10 protein-coding genes and 2 pseudogenes are annotated in these 16,703 nt (G+C 57.6%); 10 read left to right on the top strand and 2 right to left on the bottom strand.

Going from position 1 to position 16,703, the window contains the following annotated elements; genetic code table 11:
- Positions 1-24: 24 nt before the first annotated feature.
- From AC1ME2_RS21955 to AC1ME2_RS21995, 9 genes and pseudogenes are all read left to right on the top strand, one after another.
- Positions 25-1,218 carry a CaiB/BaiF CoA transferase family protein gene (locus AC1ME2_RS21955; protein ID WP_480436745.1) on the top strand — a complete coding sequence of 398 codons (1,194 nt, stop codon included), beginning with the start codon at positions 25-27 and terminating at the stop codon, positions 1,216-1,218.
- Positions 1,215-2,153: a hydroxymethylglutaryl-CoA lyase gene (locus AC1ME2_RS21960; protein WP_480436746.1), complete on the top strand. Its 939-nt coding sequence runs from the start codon at positions 1,215-1,217 to the stop codon at positions 2,151-2,153. The genes AC1ME2_RS21955 and AC1ME2_RS21960 overlap by 4 nt, the downstream gene beginning before the upstream one ends.
- Positions 2,154-2,252: 99 nt before the next feature.
- Positions 2,253-3,590 (top strand): MFS transporter, encoded by a 1,338-nt coding sequence (locus tag AC1ME2_RS21965; RefSeq protein WP_480436747.1) that lies wholly within the window; start codon positions 2,253-2,255, stop codon positions 3,588-3,590.
- 226 nt (positions 3,591-3,816) lie between these two features.
- Entirely contained in the window at positions 3,817-4,194 is a 378-nt protein-coding gene (locus AC1ME2_RS21970) for a type II toxin-antitoxin system HigB family toxin (RefSeq protein WP_480436748.1), read from the top strand.
- Entirely contained in the window at positions 4,191-4,673 is a 483-nt protein-coding gene (locus AC1ME2_RS21975; RefSeq protein WP_480436750.1) for a helix-turn-helix domain-containing protein, read from the top strand. The genes AC1ME2_RS21970 and AC1ME2_RS21975 overlap by 4 nt, the downstream gene beginning before the upstream one ends.
- A gap of 151 nt (positions 4,674-4,824) precedes the next feature.
- Positions 4,825-5,667 (top strand): non-homologous end joining protein Ku, encoded by an 843-nt coding sequence (ku, locus tag AC1ME2_RS21980; protein WP_480436752.1) that lies wholly within the window; start codon positions 4,825-4,827, stop codon positions 5,665-5,667.
- Positions 5,668-5,720: 53 nt separating this feature from the next.
- Positions 5,721-6,288 (top strand): annotated as a pseudogene (locus AC1ME2_RS21985) (DNA polymerase ligase N-terminal domain-containing protein); the annotation flags it as partial.
- Between the two features lie 62 nt (positions 6,289-6,350).
- Positions 6,351-8,261, top strand: a pseudogene (gene ligD / locus AC1ME2_RS21990) (DNA ligase D); the annotation flags it as partial.
- A gap of 93 nt (positions 8,262-8,354) precedes the next feature.
- The gene (locus AC1ME2_RS21995) at positions 8,355-9,269 is read left to right on the top strand and encodes a hypothetical protein (protein WP_480436754.1); all 915 of its coding nucleotides are present in this window, start codon (positions 8,355-8,357) and stop codon (positions 9,267-9,269) included.
- 6 nt (positions 9,270-9,275) lie between these two features.
- Here AC1ME2_RS21995 and AC1ME2_RS22000 read toward each other — a convergent pair whose 3' ends face one another.
- Positions 9,276-9,608, bottom strand: a complete 333-nt coding sequence (locus AC1ME2_RS22000; protein WP_480436756.1) for a hypothetical protein — start codon at positions 9,606-9,608, stop codon at positions 9,276-9,278.
- Between the two features lie 256 nt (positions 9,609-9,864).
- Here AC1ME2_RS22000 and AC1ME2_RS22005 point away from each other — a divergent pair, with 256 nt between their 5' ends.
- The gene (locus AC1ME2_RS22005) at positions 9,865-15,231 is read left to right on the top strand and encodes a deaminase domain-containing protein (protein ID WP_480436757.1); all 5,367 of its coding nucleotides are present in this window, start codon (positions 9,865-9,867) and stop codon (positions 15,229-15,231) included.
- Between the two features lie 79 nt (positions 15,232-15,310).
- Here AC1ME2_RS22005 and pssA read toward each other — a convergent pair whose 3' ends face one another.
- Positions 15,311-16,654: a CDP-diacylglycerol--serine O-phosphatidyltransferase gene (gene pssA / locus AC1ME2_RS22010; protein WP_480436758.1), complete on the bottom strand. Its 1,344-nt coding sequence runs from the start codon at positions 16,652-16,654 to the stop codon at positions 15,311-15,313.
- Positions 16,655-16,703 lie beyond the last annotated feature (49 nt).

The following is a 16,703-nucleotide window of genomic DNA, read 5'->3' on the forward strand; positions in this document are numbered from 1 at the left end:
ATAAAAAAATATGAGGTACTGAAGATGACTGGTCCCCTGAGTGGAATCCGCGTTATCGAGATCGGCACACTGATCGCGGCGCCCTTCGCTGCGCGCCTGATGGCGGAGTTCGGCGCTGAAGTGATCAAGATCGAATCGATGGGGCAGGGCGATCCTCTTCGTAAATGGCGAAAACTCCACGAGGGCACCTCCCTGTGGTGGTACCTGCAATCACGCAACAAGAAATCCCTCGCACTGAATCTCAAATCTCCCGAAGGCATCGCCATCGTCAAGCAGCTCGCTGAAAGCACCGACGTGCTGATCGAGAACTTGCGCCCCGGCGCGCTGGAAAAACTGGGTCTGGGTTGGGACGTTCTGCATGCGCTGAACCCCAAGCTGACCCTAGTGCGCATCTCCGGCTACGGCCAGACCGGCCCCTACCGTGACCGTTCCGGTTTTGGCGCCATCGGCGAGGCCATGGGTGGCATCCGTTACACCACCGGCACTCCTGGCTCACCGCCAGCGCGGGTCGGCGTCAGCCTGGGTGATTCGCTGGCATCGATGCACGCGGTGATGGGCGCGCTGATGTCGTTGCTGCGGGTGAAGACCGGGCAGGGCGATGGGCAGATTGTCGATGTGTCACTGGTCGAAAGCGTGTTCAACGTCATGGAAAGTCTGGTGCCGGAATACGCCATGCAGGGCCACATACGTGAGCGTAGCGGCGGCGCCTTGCCGGGCATCGCACCTTCTAATACCTACCCGACTGCCGACGGCGCCTACGTAGTGATCGCGGGCAATAGCGACCCGATTTACAAGCGTCTGATGCAGGTTATCGGCCGCCCCGACCTGGGCGAAAACCCCGAGTTGGCGCACAACGATGGTCGGGCGCTGCAGAGCGCGATGCTCGATGAAGCGATCAGCGTCTGGACCTTGAGCCAGCCCATCGACACCGTGTTGCAGGCCCTGGAAACGGCTGAAGTGCCGGCCGGGCGCATCTACTCAGTGGCGGACATCGTCGCCGACCCACACTATCAGGCACGCAACATGATTCTCGACGCCGAGTTGCCGGACGGCGCTGCCGTGAAGATGCCAGGCATCGTGCCCAAACTTTCCGAGACACCCGGCTCAATCAATTGGCAGGGGCCGAGCCTGGGCCAGCACACGGCCAGCGTACTCAGCGAACTGGGCATGACCGAGCAGGATATCGCCCGACTCAAACACGATGGGGTGGTCCAATGATTACTGACTATTCCGACAGCCTGATTGTCCAGGAAGTCGCGCCGCGAGACGGCCTGCAAATCGAACCCACGTGGGTAGAAACTGCCGACAAGATCGCCTTGATCGATCAACTGTCACTGGCTGGTTTTTCCCGTATCGAAGCCGGTTCCTTTGTTTCGCCCAAGGCCATTCCAGCGTTGCGCGACGGTGAGGAGGTGTTCCTTGGCATCCAGCGTCGGCCCGGCGTGACGTACGTTGCGCTGGTGCCCAACCTCAAAGGTGCGCAGCGCGCCCTCAGTGCGGGTGCCGATGAGCTGAACCTGGTGATGTCCGCCAGCCAGACCCATAACTTGGCAAACATGCGTATGCGCTGCGAACAATCGCTTACGGCATTTGCCGATGTGGTGGCACTGGCGCGCGGCACGTCGCTGGGCCTGAATGCCTCCATCGCCACCACCTTCGGCTGCCCCTTCGAAGGCGTGATCAGCGAAGACCGGGTGATGCAGATTGTCGATGCCTATCTGGAGTTGGGCATGCAGGGCATCAGCCTGGCCGACACGACGGGCATGGCCAATCCACGTCAGGTCTATCGTCTGGTACAGCGTGTGCTGACACGGGTTCCGGCGTCAAAGTTGACGCTGCACTTCCACAACACCCGAGGCCTGGGCCTGAGCAATGTGTTGGCTGCCTACGAGGCCGGCGCACGCCGCTTCGATGCCTCCCTTGGGGGGCTGGGTGGTTGCCCGTTCGCCCCTGGCGCCTCCGGCAACATCTGCACCGAAGACCTCGTGAATATGTGCGAGGAAATGGGTATTCACACCGGCATTAATTTGCCTCATTTACTGGAGATGTCTCGCCGTCTGCCTGCGCTGTTGGGCCATGAAATGCCCGGTCAGGTGGCCAAGGCCGGGCGCAACTGCGACCTGCATCGTGCACCGGAGAATATGCCCGTTTGAACCTGTTTCACCTTTAGCGTGACCAAGGGGGCACATGCCCCCGGACCAGACAACAAAAACAATCGGACACCCACGGGAAGTCCGTCTGGAGAAAATGAAATGACACTCTCTGTTCTGAACGCGGACAGCAGCCCTGCCGAGATCGTGAGCGCGGAAAAGGCCCTGATCAGTAAAGTCGCCTGGCGCCTGATGCCGTTGATCATGGTCTGCTATCTGTTCGCCTTCTTCGACCGCATCAACATCAGCTTCGCCAAATTCCAGCTACAGACTGACCTGAGCCTGAGCGATACCGCTTATGGTCTCGGCGCGGGGCTGTTCGTGGTCGGTTACGTGCTGTTCGAAGTGCCCAGCAACATGATGCTGTACAAGGTCGGCGCACGGCGCTGGATCGCCCGGATCATGATGTCCTGGGGTGTGGCGACGGCGTTGATGGTTTTCGTCAATACCGAATGGCAGTTCTACGGTTTGCGCTTCATCATTGGCGCAATGGAAGCAGGCTTCGCACCGGGCGTGCTGTATTACCTGACGCTGTGGTTCCCGCAGCACTATCGTGGGCGGATCACCTCAATGCTGTTCCTGGCCTCGGCCTTCGCCGGCCTGGTTGGCGCGCCGCTCTCGGGCCTGGTCCTCGGTCATCTCGATGGCGTGATGAACATGCGCGGCTGGCACTGGCTGTTCCTGCTGGGCGGTTTGCCCTGTGTGCTGCTGGGCCTGTTGGTGCTGGTGGTGCTCAAGGATAAAATCGCCGATGCGCAGTGGCTGACGGGCCAGGAAAAGACCTATTTGGCCAGCCGCGTCGCCCACCACGAACCCCACAAAGGTGGCGGCTCCTTGCTGGCGGCATTGAAGCTGCCGGGCTTCTTGATGCTCGGGCTGATTTATTTCTTGATTCAAGTGGCGTCCTACGGCCTCAACTTCTGGGCACCGCAGTTGATTCGCAGCGCCGGCACTGAAAGCCCGGTGATCATCGGTTTGCTTACGGCTATCCCGTATATCTGCGGCGCCATCAGCATGGTCGTAGTCGGGCGGATGTCCGATGCCAGCGGCGAACGGCGCAAATACGTGGCCGGTCTGGTGGTGCTGGGAGCGATCGGCTTCTTTAGCGCCGGGATATTCGCTGAGCATACGTTGTTTCTGATCATCTCCCTGAGTTTGCTGGGTGCAGGCATCGTCGCCTCGATCCCGGCGTTCTGGGCCCTGCCGCCAAAACTGCTGGCCGGTGCTGGCGCAGGTGCAGCGGGCGGGATTGCGGTGATCAACACCCTTGGGCAGTTCGGCGGTATCGTCAGCCCGATCATGGTCGGCCGAATCAAGGACCTGACCGGCAGCACCACCCCCGCGCTGTACGTGATCGGCATCGCCAGCCTGATTGCCGCCGGGCTGCTGCTTTGGGCTTTGCCGGCGAAGCTGCGGACGTTGGACAAGACGGGGCATTGATGCCCATCCCTTTCGCAGGCAAGCCTGCTTGTGGGAGGCCTCGCCGCATCTCCGACGCTGCGCTGTCGCGCAGCAAACTCGGTCCCTGTAGGAGCTGCCGAAGGCTGCGATAAGGTCGACACGACCTTCAGCGGTCTCAAGAAAGCGACCGGTTCCGTCGGACGCGACCCCGGGGCGATCGCAGCCTTCGGCAGCTCCTACAAATCTACGTTTTGCTGAAAATATAATGACATTTATATTTTATTTTTCAATGAGTTATCTTCTGTTTGATAAGAGCAGGCTTGCAACTACGCGTCCCGCTGCATTTGACGAGGCTGCCAGGCGTTACCCTAACGATGCTGCAAACCTGAACGCAACCTATCGGTTGCTCAGCGCATCTGTAGCGCTGGCTTCATCTGAGTTGAAGCAAACGTTTAACACGCTGGACCGCTTCACTCATCGGGCCGGCTGGTATGTCATCGACATAGGCGGGAATAATTTGCGGCTGATGGTAGCCATCGATTTTGACAAGCATCTGGTGTTCGTCAAACACATCTACACGCATGCCGAGTACACGAAAGCCAACAAGTGGTATCAAGCGCATAAAACAGGGGGCAGACCATGAATGCCGTATTAGCTGAACGCATCGTTGATAACGTTGCTATTCGCGAACTTGCTCAGCGAATGGAGGCGCTTCGGCTGGACATGGATCGCATGGGCGCTCACTTCACCCACCACGTTGACTCCGACATCGACTATCAAAAAGCGCTGACTGTGGTCGATGAGTTGACGGATGGACAGGCCCTGGATGCCGTCGAGCAAACGCTGCTCGATACGCTTTGCGACACCCTTGAGCGTTATGAAAATAATGCGCCTCAATTCGCGGCGTTCAACGCGCGCATTGCTGCCCTCACCGATATCGATCTGATCAAAGCACTGATGCTTCAAAATAAGCTTACCGGCGCAGATATTCCCGAGATCGGGGACAAAACGGTGGTGTCGCGAATTTTGAGTGGTCAACGGAAGTTGACCATCGAGATGGTTGCCCGACTGGCGGCACGTTTCCATCTAGACCCCGGCGCGTTTATGCCGCGTGACATTTAAACCTGCTGACAAAGCAGCGCCTCACAAGGCTTGAACTGCAAGCCCGCTCCGGCGGGTGTTTCCTTTTGCTGTTCCGCGTCCGTCGCCTCCCCGAAACTTTGTCTCGACGCTCCTGTCATTTCTAGAACACGACAGCGCAGGGAGTCAGGTGATGGCACGAGCAATCTGGAAGGGCGCGATCAGTTTCGGGCTGGTGCATATCCCGGTCGCGCTGGTGTCGGCGACGTCTTCTGGGGGAGTCGATTTCGATTGGCTCGACAAGCGCACTATGGACCCGGTCGGTTACAAGCGGATCAACAAGGTCACCGGCAAGGAAATGACCCAGGAAAATATCGTCAAGGGCGTGCAGTACGAAAAGGGCCGTTACGTGGTCCTCAGCGAAGAAGAGATTCGCTCCGCCCACCCCAAATCGACTCAGACCATCGAGATTTTTGGCTTTGTCGACAGTGACCGGATCCCCTTGCAGAACATCGACACCCCATACTTCCTGGCCCCCGACAAGCACGGGGAGAAGGTTTATGCGTTGCTGCGCGAAACCCTGGTCGATACCCGAAAAGTCGCCCTGGCCAATGTGGTACTGCACACCCGTCAGCACCTGGCGGCGGTGATGCCGCTGGATTCTGCAATGGTGCTGGTGATTCTGCGCTGGCCGGCCGAAGTGCGCAGCCTGGATACCCTGGAGTTGACCGACGCGGTGACCGAGGCGACGTTGAGCAAAAGCGAGCGCGACATGGCGCGGCGGCTGGTCAAGGACATGAGCGTCGATTGGCAGCCCGATGAGTACCGTGACACCTTCGAAGAAAAGATCATGCAACTGGTCGAGACCAAGGCACGAGAAGGCAAAATCGAGGATGTCGAAACCAGTGTCGGCGAACCGGAACGCAAAAGCGCCGATGTCATTGACCTCACCGAGTTGCTCAAGCGCAGCCTGGGCAGCAAAAGCCCGGCCAAACGACGGGCACCTTCCCGAAAGAAAACCAGCAAAGCCTCTTGAAGTCTCTTTAAGCAAATCTTCACCCGCTCCGATCCAGCGCAAGGTAATCGATCATGGCCAAGCCATTGAGTGAGTACGCCCGCAAACGCAATTTCGACATCACTTCCGAGCCGTCGGAGCTTGCTGATCGAAAGCAGACCCAGCGCGGGGCCAAGGCATTGAGTTTTGTGGTGCACAAGCACGATGCGCGCAACCTGCATTACGATTTTCGCCTGGAACTGGACGGCACCTTGAAGAGTTGGGCGGTGCCCAAGGGGCCGAGTCTGGACCCGAAAAACAAGCGCCTGGCCGTGCATGTCGAGGATCACCCGCTCGGTTATGCGAGCTTCGAAGGCAGCATTCCCGAAGGTCAGTACGGGGCCGGGGATGTGATTGTCTGGGACCACGGCATCTGGCAGCCCCACGGCGATCCGCGGGCGACCTACAAGGAAGGCAAACTCAAATTCACCCTGATCGGTGAAAAATTGACGGGCGAATGGGCACTGGTTCGCACTCACCTCAAAGGCAGTGGTGACAAGGAACAGTGGTTGCTGATCAAGGAAAAGGATGAGGTCGCGCGACCTGCCGAGGAGTACGACATCGTCGAGGCACTACCGAAGAGCGTGATCAGCGGCACGACCGTGGGCGAGACACGCACTGCGAAGAAAACCAAAAAGGCCAAAACGTCCTCCCACGTCCCCGACAAGCTGGCGCCGCAGTTGGCAACGCTGGTCGATAGACCGCCCAGTGGCGAATGGCTGTATGAAATCAAATTCGACGGCTACCGGATCCTGACCCATTTCAGCGCTGGACAGGTGTGCCTGCTCAGCCGCAACGGCAACGACTGGACCGAGCGATTACCACTGCAAGCCAAGGCCCTGGCCGCCATGAACCTGAAAGACAGCTGGCTCGACGGCGAGATGGTGATGCTCAACGACAAGGGATTGCCGGACTTTCAGGCCTTGCAGAACGCCTTCGACATCGGTCGCAGTAAAGATGTCGTTTATTTCCTGTTCGACGCACCGTATCTCAATGGCCAGGACCTGCGCGAGACGCCCGTGCAAGAGCGTCGCGCAGCATTGAAGAAGGTGCTCGACAAGCAGCGCAGTCGCTTGTTGCGATTCTCCGATGGGTTCACCGCGAACCACCGCGATATCGTCGAAAGCGCGTGCGCCATGTCGCTGGAGGGCGTGACCGGTAAACGTGTTGGCAGCCCTTACGTGTCCAAACGCAGCCCGGACTGGATCAAACTCAAGTGTCGTTTGCGTCAGGAGTTCGTGATCGTCGGCTACACCTCACCGCAAGGCAGTCGCAGTGGTTTTGGCGCACTGTTGCTGGCCGTCAACGAAGAGGGAGAGCAACCGGGGTGGGTGTACGCCGGCCGAGTGGGCACTGGCTTCAATCAGGCAACCCTGACGCAACTGCACCAGCGCATGAGCAAACTGGAGCGTGAGTCGTCGCCACTGGCGAAAAAGCTGGGCGCTGATCAAGCGAAAGGTGTGCATTGGATCGAACCGGAACTGGTCTGCGAAGCCGAGTTCGCCGAATGGACCCGTGAAGGTGTTTTGCGTCAGGCGGCATTTATCGCCCTGCGTAGCGACAAGCCAGCGGGTGACGTGGTCCGCGAGCATCCGCTCCCGGCGAAGGATATAAACGCTAAACCCAAAACCTGCAAGGCCAAGGCCACGCCTGACATGGACAAAAGAAAAACCCAAGGCAAAATCAGTGTCGCTGGGGTAGGCATCAGCCATCCGGATCGGGTAATCGACAGCGACAGCGGCACCCTGAAAATAGAGTTGGCGCACTTCTACGAAGCCATCGCCGACTGGCTGTTGCCGCATCTGAATCATCGCCCCGTGGCGCTGCTGCGTTGCCCGGAAGGTGTTAGCGGTGAACAGTTCTTCCAGAAGCATGCCGAGCAATTGGCGATTCCCGATATCAAACAACTGGCGGCCGGCCTTGACCCCGGTCATGCACGGCTGATGGAAATCGATACGGTGCAGGCGCTGGTGGGTTCAGTACAAATGGGCGCTATCGAATTTCACACCTGGGGCGCGACCAGCGACAAGATTGAAACCCCGGACCGGCTCATTCTGGACCTCGACCCGGACCCCGCACTGCCATGGCGCAGCATGGTCGAGGCGACCCAACTGACCCTGACTGTGCTCGACGAACTGGGTTTGCAAGCCTTCCTTAAAACCAGCGGCGGCAAGGGCATGCATATCATTGTGCCGCTCGCCCGTCAGGCGGATTGGGGCACCGTCAAAACCTTCGCCAAAGCCATCGCGCAATTTATCACCCAGCAATTGCCCGAACGTTTCACCGCCACCATGGGCCCGAAAAACCGCGTCGGAAAAATCTTCATCGACTACCTGCGCAACACCCGTGGCGGCAGCACCGTCACCGCCTATTCAGCCCGCGCCAGACCGGGACTGCCCGTTTCCGTCCCCATTGGCCGCGACGAACTCGCAGACCTGAAATCTGCCCAGCAATGGAATGTCGGTAACCTCCACGAGCGTCTCGACAGCCTGAAAACGGACCCGTGGGCGGGGTACAAGAATCGTCAGCGAATAACCAAAAAGATGTGCAAGCAGTTGGGGATTGAGGGGCGTTGAAAGCGAGGGGACGAGCGCGCACTGATCGCTGCTATTCGTTACAGGCCATTTGCCATAACATCGGCCCATTCAATGGAAAGAGAGCGTACGTACGTGAGTAGTTTCCTGGACAAAATCAAAAGCAAAATCAACAAGGCCTCTCCCGATTTGCTCGCACGCACGTCCGAGCTGATGGAAAAAGGCAAGAAAGCCGCTGTTGAAATGGCTGACAAGGCTGCTCCCGTGATCAAGCAGGCGTCCTCTAAAGCCAGTGCTTATGCCCAAGAGAAATCACCTGTCATCAAAGCGCAGGCGCTCAGGGCTTTGGAAGAAGCCAAGGTTCAGCGCGCGGTGCTGCAAGAGAAAGCCCGGAGCGACAAGGTTGCCCATGCAGAGTTTGTACGGACCATGTACTTGATGACGCTCACTCCACGTTCACGGGAGTTCATCGACGAGAAGTTCAACCACTACGGTCGCTCGCTGAACTTCATGTGCATCACCGGCGAGGTGCTTGCGTCGGACAAGCGTGCAGACGTGAGGGTGTCTGCCAGCCATTCGCTCAGTGCCCATGGCGGCGACTTTCTTTGGCAGGGTACGGGCTCCGTGAGCATGAACGTAACCAGCCATTCCTTCGTCAACACCACCACTAACACGGCCCGTGAGCTCTGGGTCCGGCTGCCGGACGGAGTCGAAAAGCCGATCTATCTGTTCGACAGCAACATCCCGATGCGTGAGGGTCAGGCTATTTCGCTGATCTTCTGCAACGCTGACGACAGCCCCAACGGCACGCTGGTGGCGCTGGTGAATCACACTGCCAAGGCCATGTGGAAGGTACTGGGCCCCGCCGAGATTAATCAGCGTTATAAGCTCTATACCAAGGAGCCCGGCGTGTTCAATGGCCGTGAAGTTCGCGAGACGACCGCGCGTTTGCTCAACGAGTTGGACATCCGCTTGAGCCAGCTAGGCGAGTGGGCAGGTCGCTTCGAGGCACCTTCAAGCGAAGCTGATCAGGCCCTGCTCGACAATTGAGCGGGCTTAGGTGGCGCCATGCGTATCTACCTGCTCGGCGGGGTAGAACTCGCCTTGCATGCCTTGTTCAGTCAATCGCTGTTTGACCTGTTTTTCGGCTTGATAGACGCAAGTGCGGTCATTGACGTCTTCGATGATCAGCCAGATTCGTGTGACATTTTGCCCATGGGTGCCCTCGCTGAGCATGTCGTGGGTGAGCAGTTGTTCATCCCGCCACAGGCACAACTCCTCGACCGTGCTCTCCACGCTGAGCGGTGCAGGTGGCGAGGCCAGCCAGACTTCGTTAAAGAGTCGAAGGTCGGTGCTTGTCAGGTCTTCAGGGCTTATCGCGACTTTCATGATGCCTCCTGCCGTGAGTGTTCTCACTAACTGAGAGGGCGCCCGACGGCTTACGTTCCCGTGCGTCCGCGCCGTCGCACGATTGATAACGCTCCCCGGTTCCTGTGCCGTCACTGTTTACGCAAAGCGCCCGCGTTTTTCATGGGGGGCTAACGTTCATCCGTACCCTACAACCCAGTAGGACTTTGCCCGCGATTGGAGTCTGGTTTTCCGCCTTACATTGAGGGGCCTTTGTGTATTTAGTTTTTCAAGTCGCTTGGCGACTTTCAAAAACCAAGGCCGTGGAAACTATTCAATGCTCTCTTCTGTACCTGAAACGCTGGACATAAAAACGATCAGCACTGCTCGTTTACTGCGCAAAATTGTTTTCACTCTCGATCATGAGGCTGACAGCAACGTGTATTCATTACCCGAACAGGACAGTCCAGAGGCTGCTCCTGTCGAAGCCAATGCTCATTTTAAAACAGTCAGATTGGTGCTCGGGCATCTGCTGGGTGACGACATCAGGTTCTTGACCGACAGTCTGGCAAGCCCGGATGCCACGCTGGAGTCGAAATTATCAAGGCTCTATCAAAGCGCTCTGACCCGAACATTGGTCGCGACTGTGCTGAACTGTCCCGAAGGCACGGTTACGCCGTTGATGGTCCATCAATTCTTCGCCCGTATTGCCTGGCTCGACGAGTCGATACTCATCACGCCAGAGGCCAACGCTCAGTTTGAGTTTTATGTCCACGGCTACACGGCGTTCTGGGATGGAGCGATTGTTCTGGGCGCTGATAAATATTCCGAGCTGGGTGGATTACTCACGTCTATCCCCGAGGATCTACGGTGCTGGATGGTTCAGTTCAAACGTGGCGAGCGGAGCATGCCTATCGTCGAGTGGCTTACGTTGAGCTCGGCGAGCGCGCTGTATAACGGGCTGGCCGTTGCCGATCATGAATTTTCAGAAGAAAACAGTGTGGAGGACGAGTCCCACAGTGTCTTCGCTAGCGTTGTCGCCTCGCTGCTGCCAAGCCACGGAGATTACGAGGATGATGTACTGCTGCTGTCGCTGACTGAGCAGCTTGATTCAGCTGCGACGTGGGTGTCGATTGAGCACTACCTGCGTTCGATTCCCACCCTGGACGCTGAAGCGATAGCGTTGCCGATCGATTTATCAACGCCCATGTCCGCAGCAACGCGGCGTGAGTTTTTCCGCAAAATCGCCGTCTATGTTTTCAATCCTGACAATGAACCCTGGCTGGATCTGGCGCTGGAGAACGCAAGACGTGCGCCAGGAATGCGAGCACTGTCGGTGGCGACCGCGCTTTGTCTGAAACATCCCGAACTCGCGCCTGAACTGGCCCTGAGGGCATCATCCCTGATGCTGCCACTGGAGCATCCTGATCTGCCATTAGTCGCGTCGCTGCCTGACTTTCGGGTGTTGACCAGGAGTGTCCCGCCATTGAGCACTTGGAGCACCGCGCGGGATGTGAATGACCTGTTCCAGCAACTCGGTATTGATGTGTTGTGTGAGCCCAAGGGCGCGGCGCGCGTACTGCGTTTATCGGCCCGCGAAACTTGGCGGGCCCTGATGCAAACGGCCCAGTTCAAGGCGATGTTCTCTCCCATGCTCGCCAGCATGGCCTGGTACGGCGCAAACGAAAACGAACAACCATCGCCACGTATCACCCAGGCATTGGCGGGTCGCGCCATCGTCGAGTCCTTTCTGGGCACAACGGACGCAAATCCCGAATCCGTCGAAACGTTTATTCACAGTAAGCGAGTGGCTGAATACAGCCATAACAAATTAGTCGAGCACCTGCGCAAAAAAATCAGCGTGCATAATCCAGGTGCATCGCCAAGCTCAGATGCCATGCTCGAATACTTGCTGCTCCGCGAATGGGCGCCGGAGCTTCTGGTGGAAGGGGTTCCTGACCACCTCCACTACGGCCGTTCATTGCAAAGTGTGTCGTTCCTTCAGGGAGTCGCCTTGCTTGAAGCGCTCGCGCCGGGAAGGGCGCAAAGCAATGGATTCGACGATATAGTCGGTGTGACTGCAGACATGGGCCAGTCTGATAACCCCGCTATGCATGCCCTGTGGGCAAAGACGCGGGTGCTGCCGGCATTGCGTTACGCGATAGCCCATGGCGCCATTGAATGGTCGGGTGACGATGACATTCGCACAGCGACTGCCGCCCAAATCACCCAGGCGTTGCAGTACCTCAGCGCGCAGCAGGAACTACACGCGCAAGAGCTGAACCGTCTGCTCTCCCTTAAAACCCCTGATCGCCTGTTGATTGCGCAACAGCAGCTGTCCGAGGCCAATGTGCCGGAAAGCTACTGGAACGTGCCACCGTATGGGCACGCCGTGCGGCAGTTTCTGGACAGTATGGGCCTGTCGGTCTCGTCCTCTTATAGCTGGGACGCAATGATTGCCACACCCGGCAGCCTAGAGGATGTCGGCGCGCCTCAAGCGCCTGCTCACCGACCCACCCTGGTTGAGCTGATGGTCATGGGGGAGTTTTATACGCGGGATAAACCTACGGTTTCTCAGGCGTATGAGCAGGCATTCGATGTTTTTCATCAAGCGCTGACGAGTGCTGAGAGCGCCATCATCAAGCGTTTGCTGGCCGAAATGCCGACCTCCGATACGGCGTTGCTGGCGACGTCGACCTGCGAGGTGAGTCGAATCAAGTTCGACTCGGAGGAGGGCGCTCAGGGCGTTTTCATACGCTGCCAGTCTGGCGACCATCGTCATGACTTTCACAGCCATACGGTGACCAACGAAACGTTTTTCGAGCTGATTCCGGCTGCCGGGGTTGCTCGCCAGGTTGCTCAACGCTTCAACTACCACGTTGAGCTCGACCAAGGACTCAGCGGTAACATCGTCGAAACCGTCGAAAAGCAGCGACGCAATGCAGAAAAAATCGCTAAAGCGCTCGTCACACCGTTGTTGCCGTTCGACAGTGACGCCTACCTGAAGGGGTCGGTTTCACGCTCGGCGAGCCAGTTTAATCATCCGCTTCAGGCAACGCTGGTGCCGTCACCGAGTCTGGTCTTCATGCCTGGCGCCAGCGACCCAAAAATGCTGAGTAGCCTGGCGGCGCTTGCCGCTGAACATTTGCGCGCCAGCTCGATTGAGACCTTGAAGCGCGAGCATCTTCATCAGACCGAGTGGGAGAAAATCTGGGCTGCGCAAAAGGCGATAGCCGACGGTATAGCGCGTTTTGCCATTCCCTTTTACGGGTGCGTCAAAGACCTGAGCGCAGGCAACACCTCTACCGGGGTGATCAGCGGCTGCGTGCTTGACGTCATCTTTGCGTTGGTGCCATTAGGTCAGTTTGTCGGTTCGACGGTGCGAATTATCCTGCGGGCGGGCGAAATCACCGTGCTGTCGATGACCGAACAAATGGGCACCGCCCTCGGACGATTACTCGCCGGGCTGGCGGAACAAAGCGCGTTAGTGATGGTGCGCGATGTGCCGTTACTCGCGTTTAGCCTGTCAAAACTGGCGTGGGCCAAACTACTTGAGCAAGTGCCATCGCTGGAAAAAATGTTGTCGCACGAAGCCGTCTCGGCTACCGCAGCCGTGATCAACGAAGGCAAGTATCGAATCCCCGACAGCCTTGCCGACAGCTGGCAGCCCGTCGCTGAGCGTCAGGACACATGGGCGGTCGTCGATGGCGTTACAAACGTGACGGTGCGCAACGTTGGCACACATGAGGCCCCAGAGTTCCAACTACTGGACCCTTATTCTGAAAAGCCCTTCGGGCCTAAGTTGATACTCATCTCAGACATCAAGGCCACCACGTCCGTCGAGTTGGTGACGTTGACGGACGGGTTGGGGGCTGGACTCAGCCGCGCCCCCTCTGTTGTACCCGCAACCCTCATTGAGGAAGGTCGTTTCGAGGTGGCGATTAGCGAATCCCGTAGCGTGTCGTTCAGCGAAAGGAAAAACGGAGTGTTCGACGTTCTCGTCGATGAGCACGTCTATCAACTAAACAGCGAGGTCGCAGTTCCAGCGTTGCGTAAGCTGTCAGTCGAGAAACTCTCTGATGAAACTCACCTTCTGCAAGCGCTGGAAAACCTGTGCCGGCCACGTCGCGGCCTCGTCCCCGTCCCTTGCGATAGCGCTCTAAAGCTCGTTACACCGCCTGTTCAACCAGTGTCTGCCTCCGTAACGCCGCCGGGTCGCTTCTCGAGCGTGGCGTACAAGGCCCGTGAATTCAAAATGGATCAATTTCCTGGACAGAGGCCGTCGACCAGCAGTGCATCAGGCGGCATCGATGTGTTGGTTCATGAAGGCAAAATAGTGAAGTGGGATAACGACGTGGCGTCAGCCGGTGCATTGCTCCCGTCGGGGTCCGCAGGACAGAAGACGCTGGTCGCGGTCACGGCAGAAGAGAAGCTTATTTATGCGTTGCCTGATGCACCCATTTATCGTCAGCAGGTCAAGGGCACTTTTTCCAGCGACAGGATGCTTGGACTTCCGTCCGATCTGGAGGAGGTTCAAGTCGCACAGAACGCTGCCCATTTGCCTGTCATAGAACTTGGAGGCATTGCCACTGGCATTGAAGACTCGCGGACGTTACGAGGCATTCGGACTAAGGTTGATGGTGTCGATTGGATTTACGTCGAGGCAGACACCGGGGTTGTTTATAGAGCACGTCCCGACAGTGATCCGTCAGTCAAGGAACTGCAGTTTTCGCGGGTTGAGCTGGCGGATAAAGAAGCGTTCAACGAGTTCGCACGATTGTCAGAGCAGTACCGAATAGTTGCCGATCGGCCTTTAGCGTTTCGTGACCAAAACAATATCGCGCGTTTGTTCTACGACCTGGTTGCGCAGTCGGAAGAGTTTAAATGGAAAATCCCGAAAGCCATGCAAGGCAGTTCCTATGATGATTATGTGCAATGGTGCAGTAGAGAGAGTCAACCCAATACGTTTCTGAACAGTGCGCCCAATATTTTAGCGGCGGAAGCCGTACAGAAAGAGTTTGTTGCCTTGGCAAAAGAGAGTATTCCCGATTTCAAGTTAATCGGAGAACGGACGCTGTCCGAGCAGCAGCACGCAATGGAAGTCCTTAACAATTTGCTGCCGGTACAAGGCAGTAAAAAGTGGCTGCCACTGGAGCTGGAGACGCTCGTACTCCCCGCCACGGCCAATAAGATTTCACGTCAGATCAGTGGCGCCAATCTGGCGTATATGATCATTGAGACCGAGGCGGACGAACGCTTTGTCTATTACGCGTTGTCGGGCGGCGAGAAGGCGAAGCCGCTCAAGTTGAAACTGGATGTTGCGGACAGCACGGAGCACGTTATCAAAGGTGTTACTTACCGTGATGCCCGTGCGCGCATGAGCGGTCGTGCGCCAGACCCACAATTCACCAGCCTTCCGGTGGTCAGGAGCACCGACAATGTAATCATCAGGGACTATCTGCGCTATGTGGATTCAGAGCGTCTGATTGCCACGATCGTCAAAGAGGACATGGAGGGTACGACGATCAGGCATATCCAAGTATTTACGCTGATGGACACCTGCCGGTCGTGTGGCGGAATGGTGCTTCCTAGGTTGAAGCTTGATTACCCCGGTGCGAGTTTCTCAGTGACCTACTTGAAGGCATATCTCCCCGGCAAGGTGTAAACCCTCGTCATCCCAACGTTGAACCCACCCACGGCTTGGCCCGCGGGTGGGCGCTGTACGCGATCATCAAACGTGGCAATTAAAGGATGCGGTACAACAAACGCTCGATGCGAACGCGGCTGACCCGACGCAGAAACGTGCGCACGGCAACGGGATATTCACTGAGCGTGTCCAGTTCGTCGTACTTGCCGACCCGCAGGGTATTGCGCATCAGTTGAGTGACTTCCACGTCCCGGCGTGCGGTCCACTCGGCCTTGGGATCGTCGATCAGCAGCGCATTTTCCAGATCCAGCTGGAAGGCTCGCGGATTGAGGTTGTTGCCCGTCAGCAAGGTGTAACGCTGGTCGGCCCAGAGGCCCTTCAGGTGGAACGTGTTGTCACCGTCTTTCCACAGGTGCAGGTTCAACTGATAGTTGGCGATGGCGTGCTGATGCTTTTGTGCGAAGCGACGCAAGCTGATTTCGTAGAGATAAGGCAGTGCGGCAATGATTTTAAAGGGCTCGTCGGCCGGGATGAAAAAGTCATTGGCCGTCTTGTCGCCGATGATGATATCGATGGTCACGCCGCGCTTGAGGGCGCGATTGATTTCCCGCGTCACGGTCACCGGCAGATTGAAATACGGCGTGCACAGTGTCAGTTGTGTCTGGGTGGCCGCGATCAATTCGCAAATAGTACGGCTAAGCGGGTTTTTGTTGCCCACACCCAGTAGCGGAATGACCCGCAGGCCGCCGACGTCTTCGCTGCTGTGCGTAGTGTCGTACGACGTGTGTTTTAGATGGTTCCTGAAGGCCCGGATATCACCCCGCAAACTGCGAGAAGTGGGCGGCGAGGGCAGGTCCAGGCGGTGAACCGCCTTCGACGCGAGCACCTCGTTGTGCAGCAGTTGTTGCATCGAGTCGGCCAGCGCTTTGTTCTGCAACAGGTGGTAGCGATCAAGGCGGTACTTGTCGAATTTGTGCAGGTAAACATTATTGATGCTGGCGCCACTGTAGATCACGCAGTCGTCGATCACGATGCCCTTGAGGTGCAGCACCCCGAACAGTTCGCGGGTCTGCACGGGCACGCCATACACCGGCACTTCTACGTCATACTCCAGGTTTTGCGCCTGATACCACGCGGAATTACCGGGCTGCTTGCCTGCGCCAATCAACCCTCGCTGTGCGCGAAACCAGTCCACCAGGACCACGATATCCAATGTCGGTCGCGCCACTTTGGCTGCGTACAAGGCGTCGAGAATTTCCTGGCCTGCTTCATCCTGTTGCAGGTACAGGGCAACCACGTAGACCCGATGAGTAGCCGCAGCGATCTTCTCCAGCAGACAGCGACGGTAGTCGGCGGCGTTGGGCAGCATCGTGATGGCATCGGCTGCCAAGGCAAAACCACGGAGCGTGGGGAGGGTGGAGCGTCTGAAAGTGGAGCGCATAAGCCTCTCGAAGCGTTAGCCAGATAGCCCGGGAGCTTACACCAGAGCG

The organism is Pseudomonas sp. ASL9 (assembly GCF_056680335.1).

Bases quoted from the DNA above. Each gene is read 5' to 3' on its own strand.
- AC1ME2_RS21955 (WP_480436745.1), top strand. From the start codon at position 25: ATGACTGGTCCCCTGAGTGGAATCCGCGTTATCGAGATCGGCACACTG.
- AC1ME2_RS21960 (WP_480436746.1), top strand. From the start codon at position 1,215: ATGATTACTGACTATTCCGACAGCCTGATTGTCCAGGAAGTCGCGCCG.
- AC1ME2_RS21965 (WP_480436747.1), top strand. From the start codon at position 2,253: ATGACACTCTCTGTTCTGAACGCGGACAGCAGCCCTGCCGAGATCGTG.
- AC1ME2_RS21970 (WP_480436748.1), top strand. From the start codon at position 3,817: ATGACATTTATATTTTATTTTTCAATGAGTTATCTTCTGTTTGATAAG.
- AC1ME2_RS21975 (WP_480436750.1), top strand. From the start codon at position 4,191: ATGAATGCCGTATTAGCTGAACGCATCGTTGATAACGTTGCTATTCGC.
- ku (WP_480436752.1), top strand. From the start codon at position 4,825: ATGGCACGAGCAATCTGGAAGGGCGCGATCAGTTTCGGGCTGGTGCAT.
- AC1ME2_RS22000 (WP_480436756.1), bottom strand. From the start codon at position 9,608: ATGAAAGTCGCGATAAGCCCTGAAGACCTGACAAGCACCGACCTTCGA.
- pssA (WP_480436758.1), bottom strand. From the start codon at position 16,654: ATGCGCTCCACTTTCAGACGCTCCACCCTCCCCACGCTCCGTGGTTTT.